Annotated in this window: 17 protein-coding genes; 4 read left to right on the plus strand and 13 right to left on the minus strand. The window is 49.2% G+C overall.

The genetic code is table 11. From position 1 onward, the window contains the following. Nucleotides 1-263: 263 nt before the first annotated feature. On the plus strand, nucleotides 264-785 hold the full coding sequence (locus AWJ19_RS08795; RefSeq protein WP_068722985.1) for a ClbS/DfsB family four-helix bundle protein: 522 nt from the start codon (nucleotides 264-266) through the stop codon (nucleotides 783-785). Between the two features lie 35 nt (nucleotides 786-820). On the opposite strand, the gene AWJ19_RS08800 is transcribed toward AWJ19_RS08795, so the two are convergent. Together AWJ19_RS08800 and AWJ19_RS08805 are read right to left on the minus strand one after the other, a co-directional pair. Continuing rightward, the gene (locus AWJ19_RS08800; RefSeq protein ID WP_068722987.1) at nucleotides 821-1195 is read right to left on the minus strand and encodes a hypothetical protein; all 375 of its coding nucleotides are present in this window, start codon (nucleotides 1193-1195) and stop codon (nucleotides 821-823) included. Between the two features lie 135 nt (nucleotides 1196-1330). Continuing rightward, on the minus strand, nucleotides 1331-1678 hold the full coding sequence (locus tag AWJ19_RS08805; RefSeq protein ID WP_068722989.1) for a hypothetical protein: 348 nt from the start codon (nucleotides 1676-1678) through the stop codon (nucleotides 1331-1333). A gap of 206 nt (nucleotides 1679-1884) precedes the next feature. Between AWJ19_RS08805 and AWJ19_RS08810 the strand changes: the two genes are divergently transcribed. After that, nucleotides 1885-2307 (plus strand): VOC family protein, encoded by a 423-nt coding sequence (locus AWJ19_RS08810; protein WP_068722991.1) that lies wholly within the window; start codon nucleotides 1885-1887, stop codon nucleotides 2305-2307. Between the two features lie 28 nt (nucleotides 2308-2335). On the opposite strand, the gene AWJ19_RS08815 is transcribed toward AWJ19_RS08810, so the two are convergent. From AWJ19_RS08815 to AWJ19_RS08835, 5 genes are all read right to left on the minus strand, one after another. Continuing rightward, nucleotides 2336-3685, minus strand: coding sequence for a hypothetical protein (locus tag AWJ19_RS08815; RefSeq protein ID WP_068722992.1), 1350 nt, complete (start codon nucleotides 3683-3685; stop codon nucleotides 2336-2338). Between the two features lie 29 nt (nucleotides 3686-3714). Beyond that, entirely contained in the window at nucleotides 3715-4221 is a 507-nt protein-coding gene (locus tag AWJ19_RS08820; protein WP_068722994.1) for a hypothetical protein, read from the minus strand. Nucleotides 4222-4234: 13 nt separating this feature from the next. Continuing rightward, entirely contained in the window at nucleotides 4235-4507 is a 273-nt protein-coding gene (locus tag AWJ19_RS08825) for a hypothetical protein (protein ID WP_068722997.1), read from the minus strand. Between the two features lie 33 nt (nucleotides 4508-4540). Beyond that, nucleotides 4541-5707, minus strand: coding sequence for a GyrI-like domain-containing protein (locus AWJ19_RS08830; RefSeq protein WP_068722999.1), 1167 nt, complete (start codon nucleotides 5705-5707; stop codon nucleotides 4541-4543). Nucleotides 5708-5799: 92 nt separating this feature from the next. Next, entirely contained in the window at nucleotides 5800-7029 is a 1230-nt protein-coding gene (locus tag AWJ19_RS08835) for a helix-turn-helix domain-containing protein (RefSeq protein ID WP_068723001.1), read from the minus strand. Nucleotides 7030-7390: 361 nt separating this feature from the next. On the opposite strand from AWJ19_RS08835, the gene AWJ19_RS08845 reads away from it, so the two are divergent. After that, complete coding sequence (locus AWJ19_RS08845; RefSeq protein ID WP_241781664.1) at nucleotides 7391-7831, plus strand: retropepsin-like aspartic protease; 441 nt, start codon at nucleotides 7391-7393, stop codon at nucleotides 7829-7831. Nucleotides 7832-7883: 52 nt separating this feature from the next. Here the strand turns inward: AWJ19_RS08845 and yaaA are convergent, their stop codons facing one another. The 3 genes from yaaA to AWJ19_RS08860 all read right to left on the minus strand — a co-directional run bounded on the left by yaaA (nucleotide 7884) and on the right by AWJ19_RS08860 (nucleotide 11979). After that, complete coding sequence (gene yaaA, locus AWJ19_RS08850) at nucleotides 7884-8627, minus strand: peroxide stress protein YaaA (protein ID WP_068723007.1); 744 nt, start codon at nucleotides 8625-8627, stop codon at nucleotides 7884-7886. 160 nt (nucleotides 8628-8787) lie between these two features. Further along, a complete protein-coding gene (gnpA, locus tag AWJ19_RS08855) occupies nucleotides 8788-10947 on the minus strand; it encodes a 1,3-beta-galactosyl-N-acetylhexosamine phosphorylase (protein ID WP_068723009.1) in 2160 nt (719 codons plus the stop codon). A 12-nt stretch (nucleotides 10948-10959) separates the two neighbouring features. Beyond that, nucleotides 10960-11979: a glycoside hydrolase family 88 protein gene (locus AWJ19_RS08860; RefSeq protein ID WP_068723012.1), complete on the minus strand. Its 1020-nt coding sequence runs from the start codon at nucleotides 11977-11979 to the stop codon at nucleotides 10960-10962. A 279-nt stretch (nucleotides 11980-12258) separates the two neighbouring features. On the opposite strand from AWJ19_RS08860, the gene AWJ19_RS08865 reads away from it, so the two are divergent. Next, nucleotides 12259-13200, plus strand: coding sequence for an AraC family transcriptional regulator (locus AWJ19_RS08865; protein WP_068723014.1), 942 nt, complete (start codon nucleotides 12259-12261; stop codon nucleotides 13198-13200). A gap of 336 nt (nucleotides 13201-13536) precedes the next feature. Here AWJ19_RS08865 and AWJ19_RS08870 read toward each other — a convergent pair whose 3' ends face one another. The 3 genes from AWJ19_RS08870 to AWJ19_RS08880 form a co-directional block, all read right to left on the minus strand. Next, on the minus strand, nucleotides 13537-14703 hold the full coding sequence (locus AWJ19_RS08870) for a DUF4317 domain-containing protein (RefSeq protein WP_068723016.1): 1167 nt from the start codon (nucleotides 14701-14703) through the stop codon (nucleotides 13537-13539). A gap of 133 nt (nucleotides 14704-14836) precedes the next feature. Continuing rightward, nucleotides 14837-15574 carry a hypothetical protein gene (locus tag AWJ19_RS08875; protein ID WP_068723018.1) on the minus strand — a complete coding sequence of 246 codons (738 nt, stop codon included), beginning with the start codon at nucleotides 15572-15574 and terminating at the stop codon, nucleotides 14837-14839. 322 nt (nucleotides 15575-15896) lie between these two features. Next, a partial coding sequence (locus tag AWJ19_RS08880) for an IS3 family transposase (RefSeq protein WP_068723020.1) occupies nucleotides 15897-16617 on the minus strand: 721 nt, incomplete at its 5' end.

Here is a 16617-nt window from a genome sequence, read left to right on the forward strand (position 1 = left end):
CGGGAGTGGCTGGGGGGACGATGGGCCGGAGTTCGCGGGTGTGCGGGAGTGGCTGGGGGCTGGTAGTGTAGCGGAAGTCGCGGGTTGACGGGTGTGGTGGTGGGCCGGAGTTCGCGGGGTAGGCTGGAGTGAGGGGATTCGCGTGAGGCGGCAAACGGTTCAGCTGGATTGATTAATAGTGTTAATTGAGTTAAACCGGACATACTGGTGTCATTGCTGTATGGTATAACGGAGTTAAATATATACGGAGGGATATGGATAGCATGGCAAGCTATGAATATAGCTCTAGGCAGGAGCTGCTGGATACGATCCATACTAACTACATATTGTTTGATGCCGAGTTTACAGGAATCGACGACCGTTACAGGAACACGCGAATATCTGAAGTAGACAAAACACCGGGCGAAATTATCGCCTATCAGCTTGGCTGGCTACATCTCGTTATGGGCTGGGATAAAGCGGAGCTTGCAGGCCAGAGTGTGACGATGCCGTCTGCGGACTATAAATGGAACCAGCTGGGCGGACTGTACCAGTCATTCTATCAAAAGTACGAGGAATACACACTCACCGAACTCCGGGAGCTGCTTCGGCAGGCCGAGCAGGAGTGGCTGGCCTGGATAGGCGGCTTGACGGAGGAAGAGCTGTTTTCTCAAGGGGCTCGCTCGTGGACAGGCAGCAAGGACAACTGGCCGATGGCCCGCTGGATTCACATCAACTCGGCCGCCCCCTTCAAAACCTTCCGGGCAAAGATCCGGAAGTGGAAAAAGCATGCTCCGGCGGAGTGAGGCTCCTGGCTGGCACATGTCTGGGAGCTTGCGGGTTAGCGGCGACCCGTGCACAATGCCTTTCCGCTCACGCGAGCGAAATCAGAGGCATTTTTCCCTTTCATTTGGCCGATTTGCCCCATGCGGGCGGAATCAGAGGCATTTCTGCCTTTGATTTTGCCGTTTCGCCTCACGCAGGCGAAATCAAAGGCATTTTTCCCTTTCATTTCGCCATTTCGCCTCATATGGGTGAAATCAGAGGCATTTTTCCCTTTCATTTCGCAGTTTCGCCTCACGCAGGCGAAATCAAAGGCATTTTTGCCCTTCATTTCGTCATTTCGCCTCATGCTGGCGGAATCAGAGGCATTTTTGCCCTTCATTTCGCCACTTTGCCTCAGACAAGCGAAATCAAAGGCATTTTTGCCCTTCATTTGGCCGTTTCGCCTCACACAGGCGGAATCAGAGGCATTTTTGCCTTTGATTTTGCCAACTCGCACCCGTTGTGCGCAAACAACGGGATTTCCCCTTTTTCCACACTCTAGCCGACCGCACCCTATCCGCCAACCCTAACACTCAAACTTCCAGTACCAGCTCTTTATACTTCTCTGCCTCACGCCGCAACATCCAGGCACCCGGTAAGGAATCGCAAACCTGGTATTCCCCTCTTCTACCAAATGCTCATAGAACCCCACTGCCGCCGCGTTGCAGAGGTCAAAGCAGCGTTTCCGCTGATTGAAGCACCACTCCACGTTTCCGTAAATCTTGTCCAGCTCCTCCGTATCCTTTTTCAGAGGGGCATCCTCTACCCGGCTTCGCAGCTGGACCATCAGGGTATATATCGTATCCTCTTTACCGGTAAATGTATGTCTAAAATCATAGAATAGCTCCAAGCCCTTCCTTCTCCACACACTCATGCCGTCTCTCTCCACAGATTGTTCATTATAGTAAGCATACTCCTCGCAAGTAACATGGTAGAATATTGAAAAATAATACGGATGGAGCTGTGAGCGCTAGAGCATGAAGGCTTATCCCAAACCACTCCTTATGTTGATGAACGCTTTTGCCAGAGGTATCTTAACAGGGAACCCTTCTTATTGAACTATAAAAGGAGCTGATACTCATGCTTGTTACGCCCACTCTGCATTTTTACGGACAATGTGAAGAAGCAATCGGTTTATATCAAAAAGCGTTTGGTCTGCAAATGAATTTCCTCCTGTATTATGCAGACGCAGATCCACAGGACTGGAATTTCAGCTTAACTTCTGAGCAGCGGAACTACGTGTATCATGCAGAGGCTGTTATCGGCAAACAGCGCATAATGCTGGCGGATGAAATTGGACCCGGGGTGCCCGGAAACACCGCTCTTTTTCTGACCATTACCTTTGAAACGGACGATCAGGTGAAACAGGCTTACGAAACGTTAAAGGAAAGCGGCAGCATCATTCACCCGTTGCGCAGCACAACGTACAGCTCCTGTATGGCTACAGTGGTTGACAAGTTCGGCTTCCGCTGGGGGCTGATGACGGAGCAATCGACAGAATGACAGGAGGGGCGTTAATATGCCCCCTCAATCAAAGCTTAGACAGCTCGTCCAACAAAGCCGGCCGGTTATAATATTTCTCATGCACCTCCTGAATAATGGCGTTCTGACTGGACTTGCCGGCCAGCTTTCCGTAGCGTTTAAGCATTTGACAGACATTCCAATACTTTTTCCTGTTTGAAGCGGCAGCGGCGGTATCGTAAATATACTGGAGGTATACTTCTTCCACTTCCGTTTTGTAGGCTGCTGACAACCGGGCAGCATACTCCTCAATCGCACCGTGATTAGCTTTTACATAAGCCAGTATCTCTGCAAGATCATTTTTATCTGAGATCAGCTTCGTATAGAGCGCATCGGCAGACCATGTATCCGATTGTTTGAGTTCTGCAAGAATGCCACGGTAAAACTCCTCCTTATCCCCTTCAGACAATGCTTCAAGCTCAGCGTAATATTCGTAGTCCCCATCCAGCAAAAGCTCTTTAGCCAGCTGCTTCTGCTCTTCCTTTAGCGACAGCGCCTTATACGCTTCGTATTTCGCTTTTTTAAAGTCGGCTCTGTCTCCCCGTCCCCCTTGCTCCGCCAGCTGGATTACCCGCCGGTAGTCACCAGCCTCCATGCTTTTCTTTATGGCCAATTTCCTAAATGAATTCAGATGAAGATGTTCCTGCATATACTTATCAGCTTCTTCTGCGGAGCTATATTTATCGATAAGCTCAAACTGAATTCCTTGCAACGCCTCATTTGAATACTCTACATACTCCTTACCGGCATTGGCTGCAAGCTGCGCTCCGATAGCTGCCAGCAATTGTTCTCTGAGCTTCTTCTCATCAGCAAATACAGTACATATCCGCAGCAGAGTAACCGGATAATCATCCCAACCGTCGAACACAGCATTTTGGCTCATTTTGATCAGGCGTGTTAAAAAATGCTTCCGCACGGACTCATCTGCCGTCTGCTGACTTTCAGCAAGCCCGTCGATCTGATCCAAAACCTCATCCACCAGTCCCCCGATCTCGCCGTCCGAGTCATCAGCATACTGAAAGGCCTCTACTCCTTCTTCCAGCACCATTAAAGCCATTTCCAGCTTCAGCTTATCATCGCTTACACTCCTCTTACTCTCCAGCAAAGCAATTAGGTCTGCTGCGAAGCTTCTTGTTTGCCGGTAAGGGATGAATCCTTCCCTGCCTGTGTACTGCTTCACAATCGTTTTTATAAGCTTTTGGAAGGTTTTCAGCAGACGCGGCTGATCCCCTGAACCATATTTTAATAGGAGTGTATTCTTAAACACCTCATCCTGCCCGGCAACCTCAGCAATAATTGCAATTAATTCTTCTTTGGACAATTCCTTCAACACTTCTTCTATCTTGCGTTGTTTCGCCATAGCTGTTTATCCTCCTTGAGGTATCTTCTTCACAATTTAAAAACATCACTAAGCACCGTTATTACATTCTCTTTCTCGTTTTTATTTATGGTGACCTTCTTGCTATTAAGCCGATCGCGTTTCAGTTTAAACCTGACTGTTACAGAATTGCCCTCTTCTTTTATAAAAACCTTCTCTGTCTGCTCCCATCTCCACATGCTATCTCTTGTTAGGATGCCTTGTTCATAAATCTCAATTTTACTAAACGCTCTTACAAAATAAACAGGTGCCAAAAGGATTAAGTACATCGGCCAAAATAGAAACAATAGCTCTATGCCGCCCTCTGCTCCATAGAACCGGATCACTTGAAATAATCCGATGCCTAAAAATACCACTCCAAAAATGACGTCAAAAATAAATTTTGCATCTCTGACGATCAGCAGCTGATCACCCAGTGTTTTCCGGATTGCTTTTCTCCGTATAATTACAGTTGTACACCAGATTAATATAATAAGAGCAACTACAATAGGAACTGCCACAAGTACTTCAAAAGTCATGATTCATTCTCCCTCAGCCTGCATAAGGCGCATAATCACGCTCATAAGACACCTTAGTCTCCTCGTACGTCGGCATCTCCAGAAACTCTACTTTTTCAACCTCCATACGCAAAAAATCATCAGCAAGGATCTTTACCGCCCGTTCAATCTCATGCATATCCCAAAAATTCTCGACCATGGACAGCACCCAGCTCAACATCATATTTAGCGCCATTATACACCATACATACAGATTCCCTTCCCAGCCGAAAAAACCCTTCCCGCCGGGAAGGGCCTCTTCACTCACCTTTCATCTTGCTTCATCTTGCATCTCACCACCTCACATAATCAACGGAACAAACACCGAAGCCGCATTAGCCTGCCGGAACCGGGCGATGACCTGTCTGCTCCAGTCGCGCTGATACTCGGGATGCCCGGACAGATACAGCTCCTCCAGATGATTAAACGCAGCATCATAAGGAATACCGGGATTGTCGCCGTTCACCTCAAGCTGGCTGATGTGCAGATAGAGGCCGCCCGGAAGAGTCAGCTTTTCTACGCAATCCGGAAGTCCGGCGAACGAGCTGACCCTTGTTCCGAAGCAGGAATTATATTCCCCCTCCTGGCCGCTGGCCACCGGAAACCCGTAGTAATCATGCAGATAATATTTGGCTGCTTCCGTGGCAAACACCTGATCCTGCACGCCAAAATACTTCGTAATCACAAACTCCTCACTGTCCGGCACGGTCATGCTGCAGGCGATCTTCATCTCAGGCAGAGTAACTGCCTTAAAGCGCAGGGAGGCGTAGCGTTCAGCTACCGTCTGTGCCGTCATAACCGGTTCATATTTGGTAAGAATCTCTCCCGTGCCGTCATATGTATTGAACCCGATGCCGGTTGGATTATACACATAGCTGGTATCCTTGCGGAAATCATTCACAAAATACTCATCCGCATGCATACGCTCCCCGTAACCCGGCTGTCCTTCCCGCCCGTTCTCATTAATCAGCACCTTGGCATACCGGCAGGCCGGTACTGTAAGCGTCTCCGTATATTCCGGCAAATATTCGGGCAAGCCCTCCAGACTGTCTACCTCATAGCCCACAATCACCTTGTAGTTACCGTCACCCTTAACCTCAGTCCGCACGGTAACAACCTCTGCTCCGCCCTTGAGTCTGCTGCTGATGATGCCGGAGAGCAGGGCCATATCGCCTTCCGCAATCAGCTTTTTCGTATAAAAGTAATCATTCAAAATACAGCTGGCATGCTCAAATCCATAAAATCCCCCGTATCCTCGGCTTTCGAACGTTACCGTCAGCGCGATTCCGACAATTTTCATCTCCGGCCGATCCACAATCGTACATAATTCAGTAACCTGCTCTACGAACACTTCATTTGGAAGCACCATCTGGCTCATCTCCTCCACCATTCTCAGGATTGCCGGCTTTACCCGGGGGCTGTAACCTTCCGAAACCTGCTCCGGCAGGTCCGTTTTCCTCAAGCTCATTTGCAGTCCAGCTCCTTTCATATCTCAACTTTATATACATTCAGGCCTGTGGTATTATCGGTTTTTAACATTTTCCAGCCTGATCCATACCCTCATCTGAATTCTCTCCGGGTCATGACTGCCGTTAATCTCATATGTAGTAAAAGTGGGCCCTTTCCCCTATTCCATCCATTTTCTCTGATCCAGCTGTCCAGCCATTCCCCGAACACCCTGCCGTCACTGCAGCAGCTGCTCTCCAATACGGCATAATGGCCTGCGGTAAGCTGCAAAAGCTCAAGTCCGCAATCTGCCGGCAGTACCGGAGCTGATTCCAACCTCACGCCACACGTACAACCCGGACCAATCTGAGACACGTAGAATTCCCCGTCTTCTTTTATCGCACCGGGATTATGCAAGGATAAGTATGAGATTACTGCTGCTGCCGCCTGTTCCTCGGCGTCCTCTCCTGAGCGGCTTGCCGTCAGAAACAAACGGTCATCACAATACGCTACGCGGATACGGCTATAATCCGGCCGCTTGACCACCGGCAGGTACAAAACCAGCTTGTTCACTGCACTCCCCTTGCAAATATACTCTTCGAAATAGCCGCCCTCAGCCTGCTTGAACATACTCAATCTCAGCCAATCCCCGTAAAGATAGTTCCAGGCCTCAGTAATCTCAGCCTCCTTATGAGCAACTGTTGTTTTGGCAAAGGTTCGGGTGACCTCCGGCTGCATAACAGCTTCCTGAAAAACACTTCCAGCAAAGCTGTCCATTAACTCATAGTCATATTCTACAGTGAGCTTATAACAGAACTCCCCGCTGCGCGGCTGCCCGCCCCTGCCAAAGATTCTTCCTTTATATCCCGGCAAAAGAGCGCTCAGCGCTTGCAATGCCCGGTGTTCAATGCCGTCTGGTTCAGGGTAATAAAAAGCGGTCTGCAGTGTCTTGGGGATAGTGTCCGTAGTAACCGTTACCTGCCTTACAGGCTGGCTGTCATATGCGGGGAAGTAGTAGCAGGCATCATTCTTCTGGTATTCCAGCGGGGTCATGGCTGTGGCGGATTTCACATATTTGCATAGAGCCTGCTGGGAGCTGTAGCCGCAAGCATAGGCAATCTCAGCCAGCGGCAGCTCTGCTGCTCTGATCCGGGAAAGAGCAACCGACAGCCGGCGTTTGCGGATATATTCCTTTACCGAATGCCCGGTGTAGGTGTAGCAGTCCCGGTATAGCTGCATCAGGGAGGTGTATCCGGCCTGTGCCGCCAGCTCAAGGCTAATCTCGCCGTGCAGATGTTCTTCTATGTAAAGGATGGACTTCTTGAAACGGGCAGATTTGTCCATTATGATCCTCCGTGAAGAATAGATTATAGGAGATCAAGTACATCAATGTATTATCCTAATATTTCCACAAGGGCTTTGGTAATTCCTCCACAGGCATAGATGTTTAAATAGAGTATAATAATATGTATTAAGACCTTATATTGGAGCGTGATACTGATGCAGTGGCAAGAAGTGCGTACAATATATCCTAATCAATATGTCTTACTTGAAATACTAGATTCACATACTAAAGATAACATTCAATTTGTAGACGACGTTGCTCTGGTACGGGCAATAGAAGATCCTAATGAAGCTACCAGGTTACTACTTAGCTGTAAAAACAATAATGTTGTATATCATACCGGACAAGAGAAAATAGCCATTGAGCTTAGACATCATCCTTTGTACAGGACTAAAAAATATGCAGATTAACTATATTAATGGTTTACTTCAAACATCTATGGTGATTTATTACAAAGGCCGCTCTCTGACTATCGAAAACCTAGTAATCGATACGGGAGCAGCCCACTCACTTCTGTCCTCTGATGTTGTAAATGAAATTGGAATCAAGTTCGAAAACGGAGATAAGCTTATACGTAACTTTGGTATTGGCGGGGATGAATACACTTTTCAAAAACATGTTGATCAAATTAAAATAGGCGATTTATTCTTGAAAAATATTCCTATTGATTTTGGCATTTTTCATGAAGACATTAACTATATTAACGGTCTCATTGGTTTGGATATTCTTAAAGGCTGCAATATGATTATCGACCTACAGCATATGATAATGTACGCCGGGGACTCCGAAAAAAATAAATAAGGGACATGGGGTCATCCTGCCCCGTACTATCACTTATCGCATTATTCTTCCACTACCCCTGCAAAAACACATAAGTCCCTTCATCAGACAGCTCATCCGAGTAAGCGAAGTTCAGCCCCTTATACTCCTTAATCTCCTCCACGCGGCTGATTTGCCGCTCGGCCATGAAGCGGACCATTTCGCCCCGGGCCATTTTGGCGAAGGTGGCTTTTTCGGTGATTTTCCCTTTGACCTCTTGTCCGAACACGCAGGTAACCATACGAACGTTCCCGCCCAGGTACGGAGAGATACACTTGCTGTACTCCTTGGAGGCCAGGTTCACGATGCAGTCGGTTTCGGCAAACAGCTGGTCCGCCAGCTTCCGGTTCCAGAACTTGTACAGCGAGCTGAAGCCGGGTCCGGCCAGCTTGGCCTGCATTTCCAGCCGGTAAGGCACCACTCCGTCGAACGGCCGGAGCATCCCGTAGAACCCGGAGAGAATCCGCAGATGCTCCTGCAGATACTCCAGCTCCTCACTCTGCAGCACACCCGGCGCCATGTACTGGTATTGCAGGCCTTCATAGGCGAATACCGCCGGCGTCAGATTCCGCTCCAGATTCATATGGGTAATCCGCTCCACATTCTGTGCAGCGATGTCGTCATTGCATTTCCAAATCTTTTTTAACTCATCATAATTCAGCTTTTGCAGGGCCGCCAGCAGCGATTCTGTTTCGCTGATAAACTGCGGCAGCTGCCGCTCCGTAAATACATCGGTGTCGATCTTCATCTTCTTGGCAGGTGAAATAATGATTCTCATGCTTCTCTCTTTTCTAGCCCCATGGCGGTAATAATGTACTCCTATCCTATCATATTTTTAGCCCAGCGGCTCCTGCTCCCCTCACACATCTATCAACAGCAAAAAGCTCAAGCACCCGGCAGACCGCCGCGGGCTTGAGCTTTTTTACCAAACAAATCAATTAGCCGATCGTCTTAATCACAGTATCGTATGGAGCAAGCTCCAGCGTCTGCACGCCGAACTCCGTCTCAACCGAGGTCTTCTGGGTCTCCGAGCTGTTGTTGATCACAACGAGAATCTTGCTCTCCGGATAGTAAGCGCACTCTGTGTAGAGGTTATCCGTGATGTACTTGCTGTCATTCAGCTCGCCGCCCGCATAACGGATCAGGTTGAGCAGCAGTCTCGTATTCTCCAGGTTGAACTCGAAGGAAGGCAGGTAGATCCCTTTTCCTTTGCCAAAAGCGTTCGAGGACAGTGTGATTCTACCGCCCGACTGCTGCACGACCGAAGCTGCTCCATCTGTCAGATAGATGCCCTGCTTCGCTTCGATGCTTGCGCCTTCCGGCAGAAGGCCCAGCTCATCGTTGGCTTCAAACGCCCATCTGCCATGTACAACTCTGGCTCCAGTATCCTCATCCAGGCCAAGTACATGCGCCATTCTGAAGTACGTGTCATAGCCTTCTACTGCGGAAGGCTGGTTCACCCCGATGAACGTACCGCCTTCGTATACCCACTTGGTCAGAAGATCGACCACTTTGCTGTCATTCCAGTGCTTGCCGCCGCTCCAGGCGGAACCGGCCAGACCGGCATTGATCACAACGTCAACATTCTGCAGTACGCCCTGACGGATGTCCTCGAAGTCGATGAATTGCACTTCCACCGGTGAACCGGACAATGCTTCATTGATATGAATCAGATCATGCATAAAGGTTTCGTGGAAGTGGCCGGACAGCGTCCAGGATCTCAGCTTGCCCCAGCTGTGCAGCACCGCTACCTTGGTTTTCACCTGGTAAGGCTTGCCCTTGCTGTGCAGCTCTTTGATCTCTCTGAATTCGTCGGCAATTTTCTCGATGTAGTCACAGAAATCCGGGTATGGCTCAACCAGATGCAGATAGCCGCCAAGTCCAATCCGGTCAATCGGCTCGCGCAGCAGGGCGCGGCGGATATTGATCCAGTACTTCTTGGCATCCAGTGTAGGGTCTCCGCCTTCCATGAAGGTAGGGGCACCGCCCAGTCCAACCGGGAACAGGTAAGGATGCAGACGGATTTCGTGCGTATCCACTTTGACGCCGGAGCACATCCGGGCTTCATAACCGGAGAATACGCATTTGATCATGCCGTCGAAGCCAAATTCTTCGAAGCGGTCATTGTAAGGCTCCATGCCGACCCAGCTGTCATCATAGAAGACATAAGCCAGCTTACCGTGACTGTGCACGATATCAATGAGCTGCTTGGCGAAGCCGATGACAAAATCATTGATAAACTCCATCCAGTCCAGCTTTCGCTGCTCGGCCGGAATGTGGCTGACACGGTATTTGCCGCCGTTAACGAAATCTTCAGCGGTGAGGGAATAGCCGTATTTTTTGGCAAAGAGATCAAGCGCTCTTGCACTCACGGTAAAATCATATGAACCCCAGTCGGAGAACAGGTGGCGGTTGCGCTCACTGCTGCCCCAGATCCAGGCGAAGTTATAGAACAGCGAAGTAAAGCGGACTACCGTTGTCTCTTTATGCTCCACGCACCATTGTTCCATCCAGTCCAGCATATACTCCTGAGTCTCAGTGTACATCGGATCAATCTGCATCAGATGATCTTTGGTCCAGTTGTTCGTGGTGTGGTTGTACATGGAGATTTCTTCCCAGATCCGGTAAGCCATGAAGCTGACGGTGTATTTATGCCAAGGCGTAATCCCGGTCAGCACGACATTTCCCGATTCACGGTCATAGTTCCACTGCTCGCGCGGGAGCTCTTCCCCGGTCGTCCGGTCGGTAACCTGCCAGTATTTGAACGCTTCTTTGGAGTCATTCACTCTGAACTGGTCAGCGAAGAAATCCTCCATTACATAGATAGACAAGTAATCCTGTACGGCAACCTTCGGATTGGTGATCAGGAAGCACTGCTGCAGCTTATCCTGGTTCTGCGCCGCCCATGCATTATGATCACGGATGATACAGATCGTAGAATAGATGCCGTACCCTGCGTTGATAATTTCATCAGACAGCTTGGTGCCGTCACTGTCACGGATCACATCCGCGCCCCAGCGTTCAGCCAGCTCCAGTGTCAGCTTCTCATAACCGGATTCGCCCGGCAGGGTAAAAGAGCCTTTTGTATGTTTGGTCAAGTTGCTTACCTCCTATTGAATCATGTCGGACAGGAAGGCAAGCGCTAAGCCTTGGCCCCAGCCCTGGATCCAGTCTTTTGGAATGTTGCAGTAGCCTTCACGGTCCTTCATGACAGCAGTGCCGCCGGATACATTAAGTACACGTCCGTCTTCGCTGATGTTCTCAAGAATGCCCTTAAGTGCCTTTTGTACATATTTGGTGTGCAGCGGATTGCCATTGTTAACCATTGCCGCAGCAATACCTGCAGATGCAGACACTTCCTCATAGGACCCCTCATCATTCAGCACGGTGCGCCAGAGGCCGTTCTCAGTCTGTACAAGCTTCAGTGCAGCCAGCTGGTCGCGCAGCGAACACTCGATATCCATACACTGCGGGTAGAGGTACCAGTCGTGCAACAGCGGCTTAACCTGCGACATGGTGTAAGCACCCCAAGCGTTCGCTCTGCCCCAGTAGAACCCGGACATATGATCCTTCTTCACATTGTTATAGCCGTGGTACCAGAAGCCGGTGCTTGGATTTTGCAGATATTTGATATGCCAGTAGTAATTGTTCAGGGCATCGTTAATCAAAGTCTGGTCTTTCAGCTTGCTGCCGACACGCAGCAGGAAGAATGCTGCCATGAACAGCGTATCCGCCCAAGCCTGCTCAGGAAAATCATTGTTCGCCGATACGGTGTGCTGCAGCACGTTGTCTCCGAAGCGGAGTGCGCTATTTTGCAGATAGTCGACCTTGCTCATTACAATATCCCAGTACTTCTGGTTGCCTGTCTCTTCGTAGAGCGTAATCAGCATGTGTCCCATCGCACAGGTGTTAACCGTCCAGGTTGGCAGGCCCAGCTCAATATATTCATCTGCCCAGCGGATCAGCGTGTCGAGGTACTCCTTGTTTCCAGTAACCTTGTAGGCTCTCGATACCCCGTAATAAGCTACGCCGCAAGGCCAGTCCCATGTTAAGTCCATAGCAAGCGTCTTCTTGGTAACCTTGTCGATAACGCTCAAAATCAGTTCCTTCTCATAATCCAGTTGAAGCATATTGAAATTCCCCTCTCCTTCGCACACGGTCCCCCAATGGCGATTGAGAGCCGTCTGACAGTTTGTAAACGCTTTATGAATTCTATTGTAAGGTGTATAATAGTCATATTCTAAGCATATTCATAGCAAACCTGCGCAATTTCGATCATTTATAATTAATTTCGCAAAAAGTTGGGATTTCTCTCCCATTCTCTTAACGCCGGCACAATGCTATCATTCTAGCTACCATAATGTACCTTCAACTAATAATCTATATATGGGAACGGGGGCCTTTCGGATATGCCCAGAAAAAAGAAGCCCGTCATCGAGTACCGCCACTACAGTCTGCCGATTCAGTTTCCAGTCCTGCTGCTGAGCGGGGACCGCTGGAGAATCTCCGACATCAAATCGGAGCATCTGCATTTTCACAACCATCTGGAAATCGGCATCTGCTATTCGGATAGCGGGATCATGGAGATTAAAGGGGAAGCCGTTCCTTTTAAGGCCGGGGATATCACCTTTCTGCCGCGCTTCCTGCCCCATACCACCTATAGCTCGAAGGATTCGGCCAGCTTGTGGTCCTATCTTTTTTTCTCACCGGAGGAGCTGTTCCAGCATTCCTTCAAAAGCGCTTACAGCAGCGTCGAGCCTAATCTGTGGAGGGTTCAGGGCCGCAATTGCGTGCTGAGCAAGGAGCAGCATCCCAAAGTCTATTATCTGGCCACCTCCATAGTGGAGGAGCTGAAGCAGCAGCGGCCCTATTACCAGGAGAGTGCCTACGGTTTACTGCAATCCCTCTATATTGAGCTGCTGAGAATCTATTCTGCGAATGAACTTCTGCCTGAGCCGGAGAGTGACCAGAGCCTGAAAGGGGAATTTGTAATTTCTCCGGCGCTGGAGTACATTACGAAACACTACATGACGCCGATCACGATTGATTTTCTGGCCGAGCTATGCCACCTGAGCACCACCCATTTCCGCAGAAAATTCCATGAAATCATGGGCACCGCCCCGCTCGATTTCCTGACCAGTACACGGATTGAAGAAGCCTGCAAGCAGCTAAAAAGCACGGATGATTCCATCCTCTCCATCTCCGAGCAGGTCGGCTTTCATTCCATCTCCAGCTTTAACCGCTGCTTCTCCCGGCTGATGGGCGCTTCGCCCAAAGAGTGGCGCAAGGGTGCACAGTCCGAGGCGCAGTCGGCAAAGGCGTCGATATTGGAGTTTACAGGCTGGGTGTAGTGAGGGATAGTGTAGAACAAGCTGATTGCTGATATGCAAGAGGAGATTGCTATCCGGGAGGCAGCGGCAAAATTCTTTGGTGAGTCCAAAAAAGGAGGGGCTCTCACTGATGTTCATGTTCGGCATGTTCATTGTTGACCTGCTGAACGACCTCCAAAAGAAATAGACCGCCCTGACCAAAGGTAGCGGTCTATCTCTGCCCTATCCTGTTTTAAGCCTCCGCCCTTATAGGCGGCTGTTGCTACGGAGAGTCGTGTTCGCGCACGGCTCTCTTTGCATTGTATATATTACATTCCTGAAAAAATAGAATCAACATCTCAGATCAGTCAAATGTAATTACAAAACCTCCGTACTAAGCGTAAACCCTTCAATCACAACATCCTCATCAACCTCAATCATAATGCAGCGTTTGCCCTGATAATTAACCTGCTTAACATACCGCAGATCCTGCGGGCTGACGGAGATGGTGGCTACCTTGGTCTCGATTTTGATTGATTTGGTGGTGAATTTCGGGATTACACTAGCGGCCTTCATCTCGTAGTTCCGGTCGTCGATGATCGTTTCGAAGGCCCGCTCCACCTTCTCAGCCGTAACGTCCTCTACCCCGCTTACCTTCAGGACCCGTTCCACATCCTTGAAATCCAGCGTAGCCGGCTCTTCCTCACCCTGGCCATCCTCAATAACCTGCTGGATCTGCTCATATACCTGGGCGATAGTGGTCGTATCCAGATGCTCGCCGGCAATCTCTTTTACGATGTCCTCGAAATAGGCTCTCTCTTCCATCGCTGTCACAGAAGTCTCCGCGTTCAGCACCTGCTCAATGAACTTCGGGTCCGGATAATTCGATTTGCCCGTACAGTACAGCACGCGGTTAATATCCGAATAATTGTCCGTCACACTCGGATAAAAGAACCCCTGCTCCGGCGAGCTAAGCTTCACAATCGGATCCACGATGACGTTATACTTGAACTCCCGTTCGACATAGTCGAACATGAGATTTTTACGCTGCTGCTCTGTGGAGTTCACGCTGCACAGAATGAACTGGTGGGCAAACGTCTCGTTCTTCTCGCTCTCTTCGCTTTCTTCATTTCTGGCTTTGGTCGGCCGGTGGTATTGTCCGCGTACGAAGGTGATTACGGTGTCTTTTTCATACTTGGTATCTGCCAGCATCCGGTCCACCAGCATCAGCATCAGGTCCTGCCACTCTTCCGGATCACCTGTGATCAGCCCCTGGTGCAGCATGACCTTGGCCGGCTCCTCCGCCTCCTCCTGAAACTTCAGCTCGAACAGCTTGTGGTCCAGCTCACCGGACAGCAGTTTTTTGAAATTGCCCATGTACAGCTCCTGCTTCTCCCGGTCCACAAGCCCGAACGGCAGGCGCTCCCAGTGGTAAATCTCGTTGGTCTCCTTCATAACATATACGTTCAGAATATCGTACAGGCTTAGCAAATCATGGTCCAGCTTAAACTGCTTGCGGATATGCGCTACTTCTTTTTTATTCATAATGGATTCGGGGCTCCTTCGATAAAATGTCACTTTACCCAGTATAAATGATCACACCGGAATTTTCTAAGGCCTTCCCGATAAAAAATACCCGCAGCCTATAGCCACAGGTATTCTTTAACTTTCATTCAGCCTATAACCGCTCCACATACTGCTTCGCCTCACCCAGTGACAGGCTGCTATGCTGACGGACAAGCTTGATTGCCTGAATGAGCTTCCCGTCCTTCTTCATCTGGCGCACCGTATCCAGAATATCATCAGGAGGAAGATGCGGCGCATTCCCGGCTTCCGCTCTGCGCTTCATTTCAGCGGCGGCCCGCTGCTCCTGTTCTGCTGTCAGAGGCTGATCGCCCGCGGCCTGAATCAATGCCATCTCCCGCTGCGGTCTCCTTCCGGCAATGGCGCCAAGCAGCGTCCCGACGATCGAGTACAGGACCATATACTGCACAAACCGGTACAAATACAGCCAGATCGTACTAAGCTCGAGTACCTCACCACTATGCTTCAAAATCGTGATATTATCCGTAATAGCATATTCGCCGGGCGCATAATTATTGATATCCCGCATGACCTGCAGCTCCCCTACAGGCGACACCATCCACTCCAGCGGTTTGTTAAAAACAGGATTGCCTGCCGTGTCGATCATCATGCTGAACAGTGTGAATACAGCGATGAGATATACAATGTTGTTTTTCCAGGTAAACCGTTTGGCAAGCACCACAATACTGAAAATCAGCAGCAGGGTTATTCCTCTTATGTATGTATTGTGGAGATAGTACTGAAAAACCACAGGCAGGACCCAGCCGAACAACATGATCATTACAACGGCAAACAAAAAGACAAAGAACAGAATTTTGGCATTTTTCTTCATCTGGTACAGCCTCCTTTCCAGGGCTCTACTCATCATTTACCCAATCGCTTTGGCGATGGCCCTGATTATTGCTACATCAGCCTTACATTTGTGGCAAAATTATGCAAAGTCTGGTCTTGACCTTATATAGAGGCAGGAGGGTTCTTTATACGTGAGCTTTTTAAGGAAGTGATCAAACATGACATCAGAGCGCTCGGGGTTACGCCAAGAATAATCTGCGCTTTTACAGAGAGTGCCCAGATCATTATCCACAAAAAGAAATAGACCGCCCTGGTCAAATGAAGTGACCCCTGTCAAGTAGACAGTAATTAAAAAGCAATATTTAAGCAGCCTGAGTTCGGTATTCATAAGGACTCAGGTTGTTTAATTTCGTTTGGAAACGTGCATGGTTGTAAAAGCGGATATATTGCTGCACAGCATGCCTCACCTGCTTAGCAGAGTGAAAGGAGTGGAGATAGAAACACTCGGATTTAAAATGACCGAAGAAGTTCTCCATACAGGCATTGTCCCAGCAGTTACCCTTTCTGGACATGCTTGCCTTTATCTCATATCGCTCCAGTAGTTTACTGTATTGGCGGCTAGTGTATTGAAATCCTTGGTCGCTGTGCAAAAGAACACCTTTGGTGTCCCGCCGTTTTCTCGCCTTTTTGACTGTATCCAACACCAGCTTTAGATCATTCCGCGAGCTAATCTGGTACGCTACAATTTCATTGTTAAACAGATCTTTAATCGCAGACAAGTACAGCCTTTGTCCACCGAAGATAAGGTACGTAATATCCGTGACCCACTTCTGGTTCGGCTGCTCTGCTGTAAACTCTCTATTCAGGTGGTTGTCAGAGATCACGTAAGCCTCTTTCTTGCCATAGTAAGGTCTTTTCCTCCGAATAACTGCTCGAAGTCCCAGCTCGCCCATGAGTCGCTGTACACGCTTGTGATTCATATGAATGGCGTAGGTACGCTTTAGCCATACCTTCACTCTGCGGTATCCATAAATGCCTTTAAGCTTCTCGTGGCATTCGACGATTTTAAGCTTCAACGCTTCG

It is taken from the genome of Paenibacillus sp. DMB5, from assembly GCF_001517085.1.
Taxonomy (GTDB): domain Bacteria; phylum Bacillota; class Bacilli; order Paenibacillales; family Paenibacillaceae; genus Paenibacillus_AQ.

Coding starts and splice junctions, on each gene's coding strand:
- yaaA (WP_068723007.1), bottom strand. CDS start 8,627: ATGAGAATCATTATTTCACCTGCCAAGAAGATGAAGATCGACACCGAT.
- AWJ19_RS08805 (WP_068722989.1), bottom strand. CDS start 1,678: ATGAGTGTGTGGAGAAGGAAGGGCTTGGAGCTATTCTATGATTTTAGA.
- AWJ19_RS08820 (WP_068722994.1), bottom strand. CDS start 4,221: ATGACTTTTGAAGTACTTGTGGCAGTTCCTATTGTAGTTGCTCTTATT.
- AWJ19_RS08795 (WP_068722985.1), top strand. CDS start 264: ATGGCAAGCTATGAATATAGCTCTAGGCAGGAGCTGCTGGATACGATC.
- AWJ19_RS08860 (WP_068723012.1), bottom strand. CDS start 11,979: ATGCTTCAACTGGATTATGAGAAGGAACTGATTTTGAGCGTTATCGAC.
- AWJ19_RS08830 (WP_068722999.1), bottom strand. CDS start 5,707: ATGAGCTTGAGGAAAACGGACCTGCCGGAGCAGGTTTCGGAAGGTTAC.
- AWJ19_RS08810 (WP_068722991.1), top strand. CDS start 1,885: ATGCTTGTTACGCCCACTCTGCATTTTTACGGACAATGTGAAGAAGCA.
- AWJ19_RS08800 (WP_068722987.1), bottom strand. CDS start 1,195: ATGAAGGGCAAAAATGCCTTTGATTTCGCTTGTCTGAGGCAAAGTGGC.
- AWJ19_RS08875 (WP_068723018.1), bottom strand. CDS start 15,574: ATGAAGAAAAATGCCAAAATTCTGTTCTTTGTCTTTTTGTTTGCCGTT.
- AWJ19_RS08835 (WP_068723001.1), bottom strand. CDS start 7,029: ATGGACAAATCTGCCCGTTTCAAGAAGTCCATCCTTTACATAGAAGAA.
- AWJ19_RS08815 (WP_068722992.1), bottom strand. CDS start 3,685: ATGGCGAAACAACGCAAGATAGAAGAAGTGTTGAAGGAATTGTCCAAA.
- AWJ19_RS08865 (WP_068723014.1), top strand. CDS start 12,259: ATGCCCAGAAAAAAGAAGCCCGTCATCGAGTACCGCCACTACAGTCTG.
- AWJ19_RS08870 (WP_068723016.1), bottom strand. CDS start 14,703: ATGAATAAAAAAGAAGTAGCGCATATCCGCAAGCAGTTTAAGCTGGAC.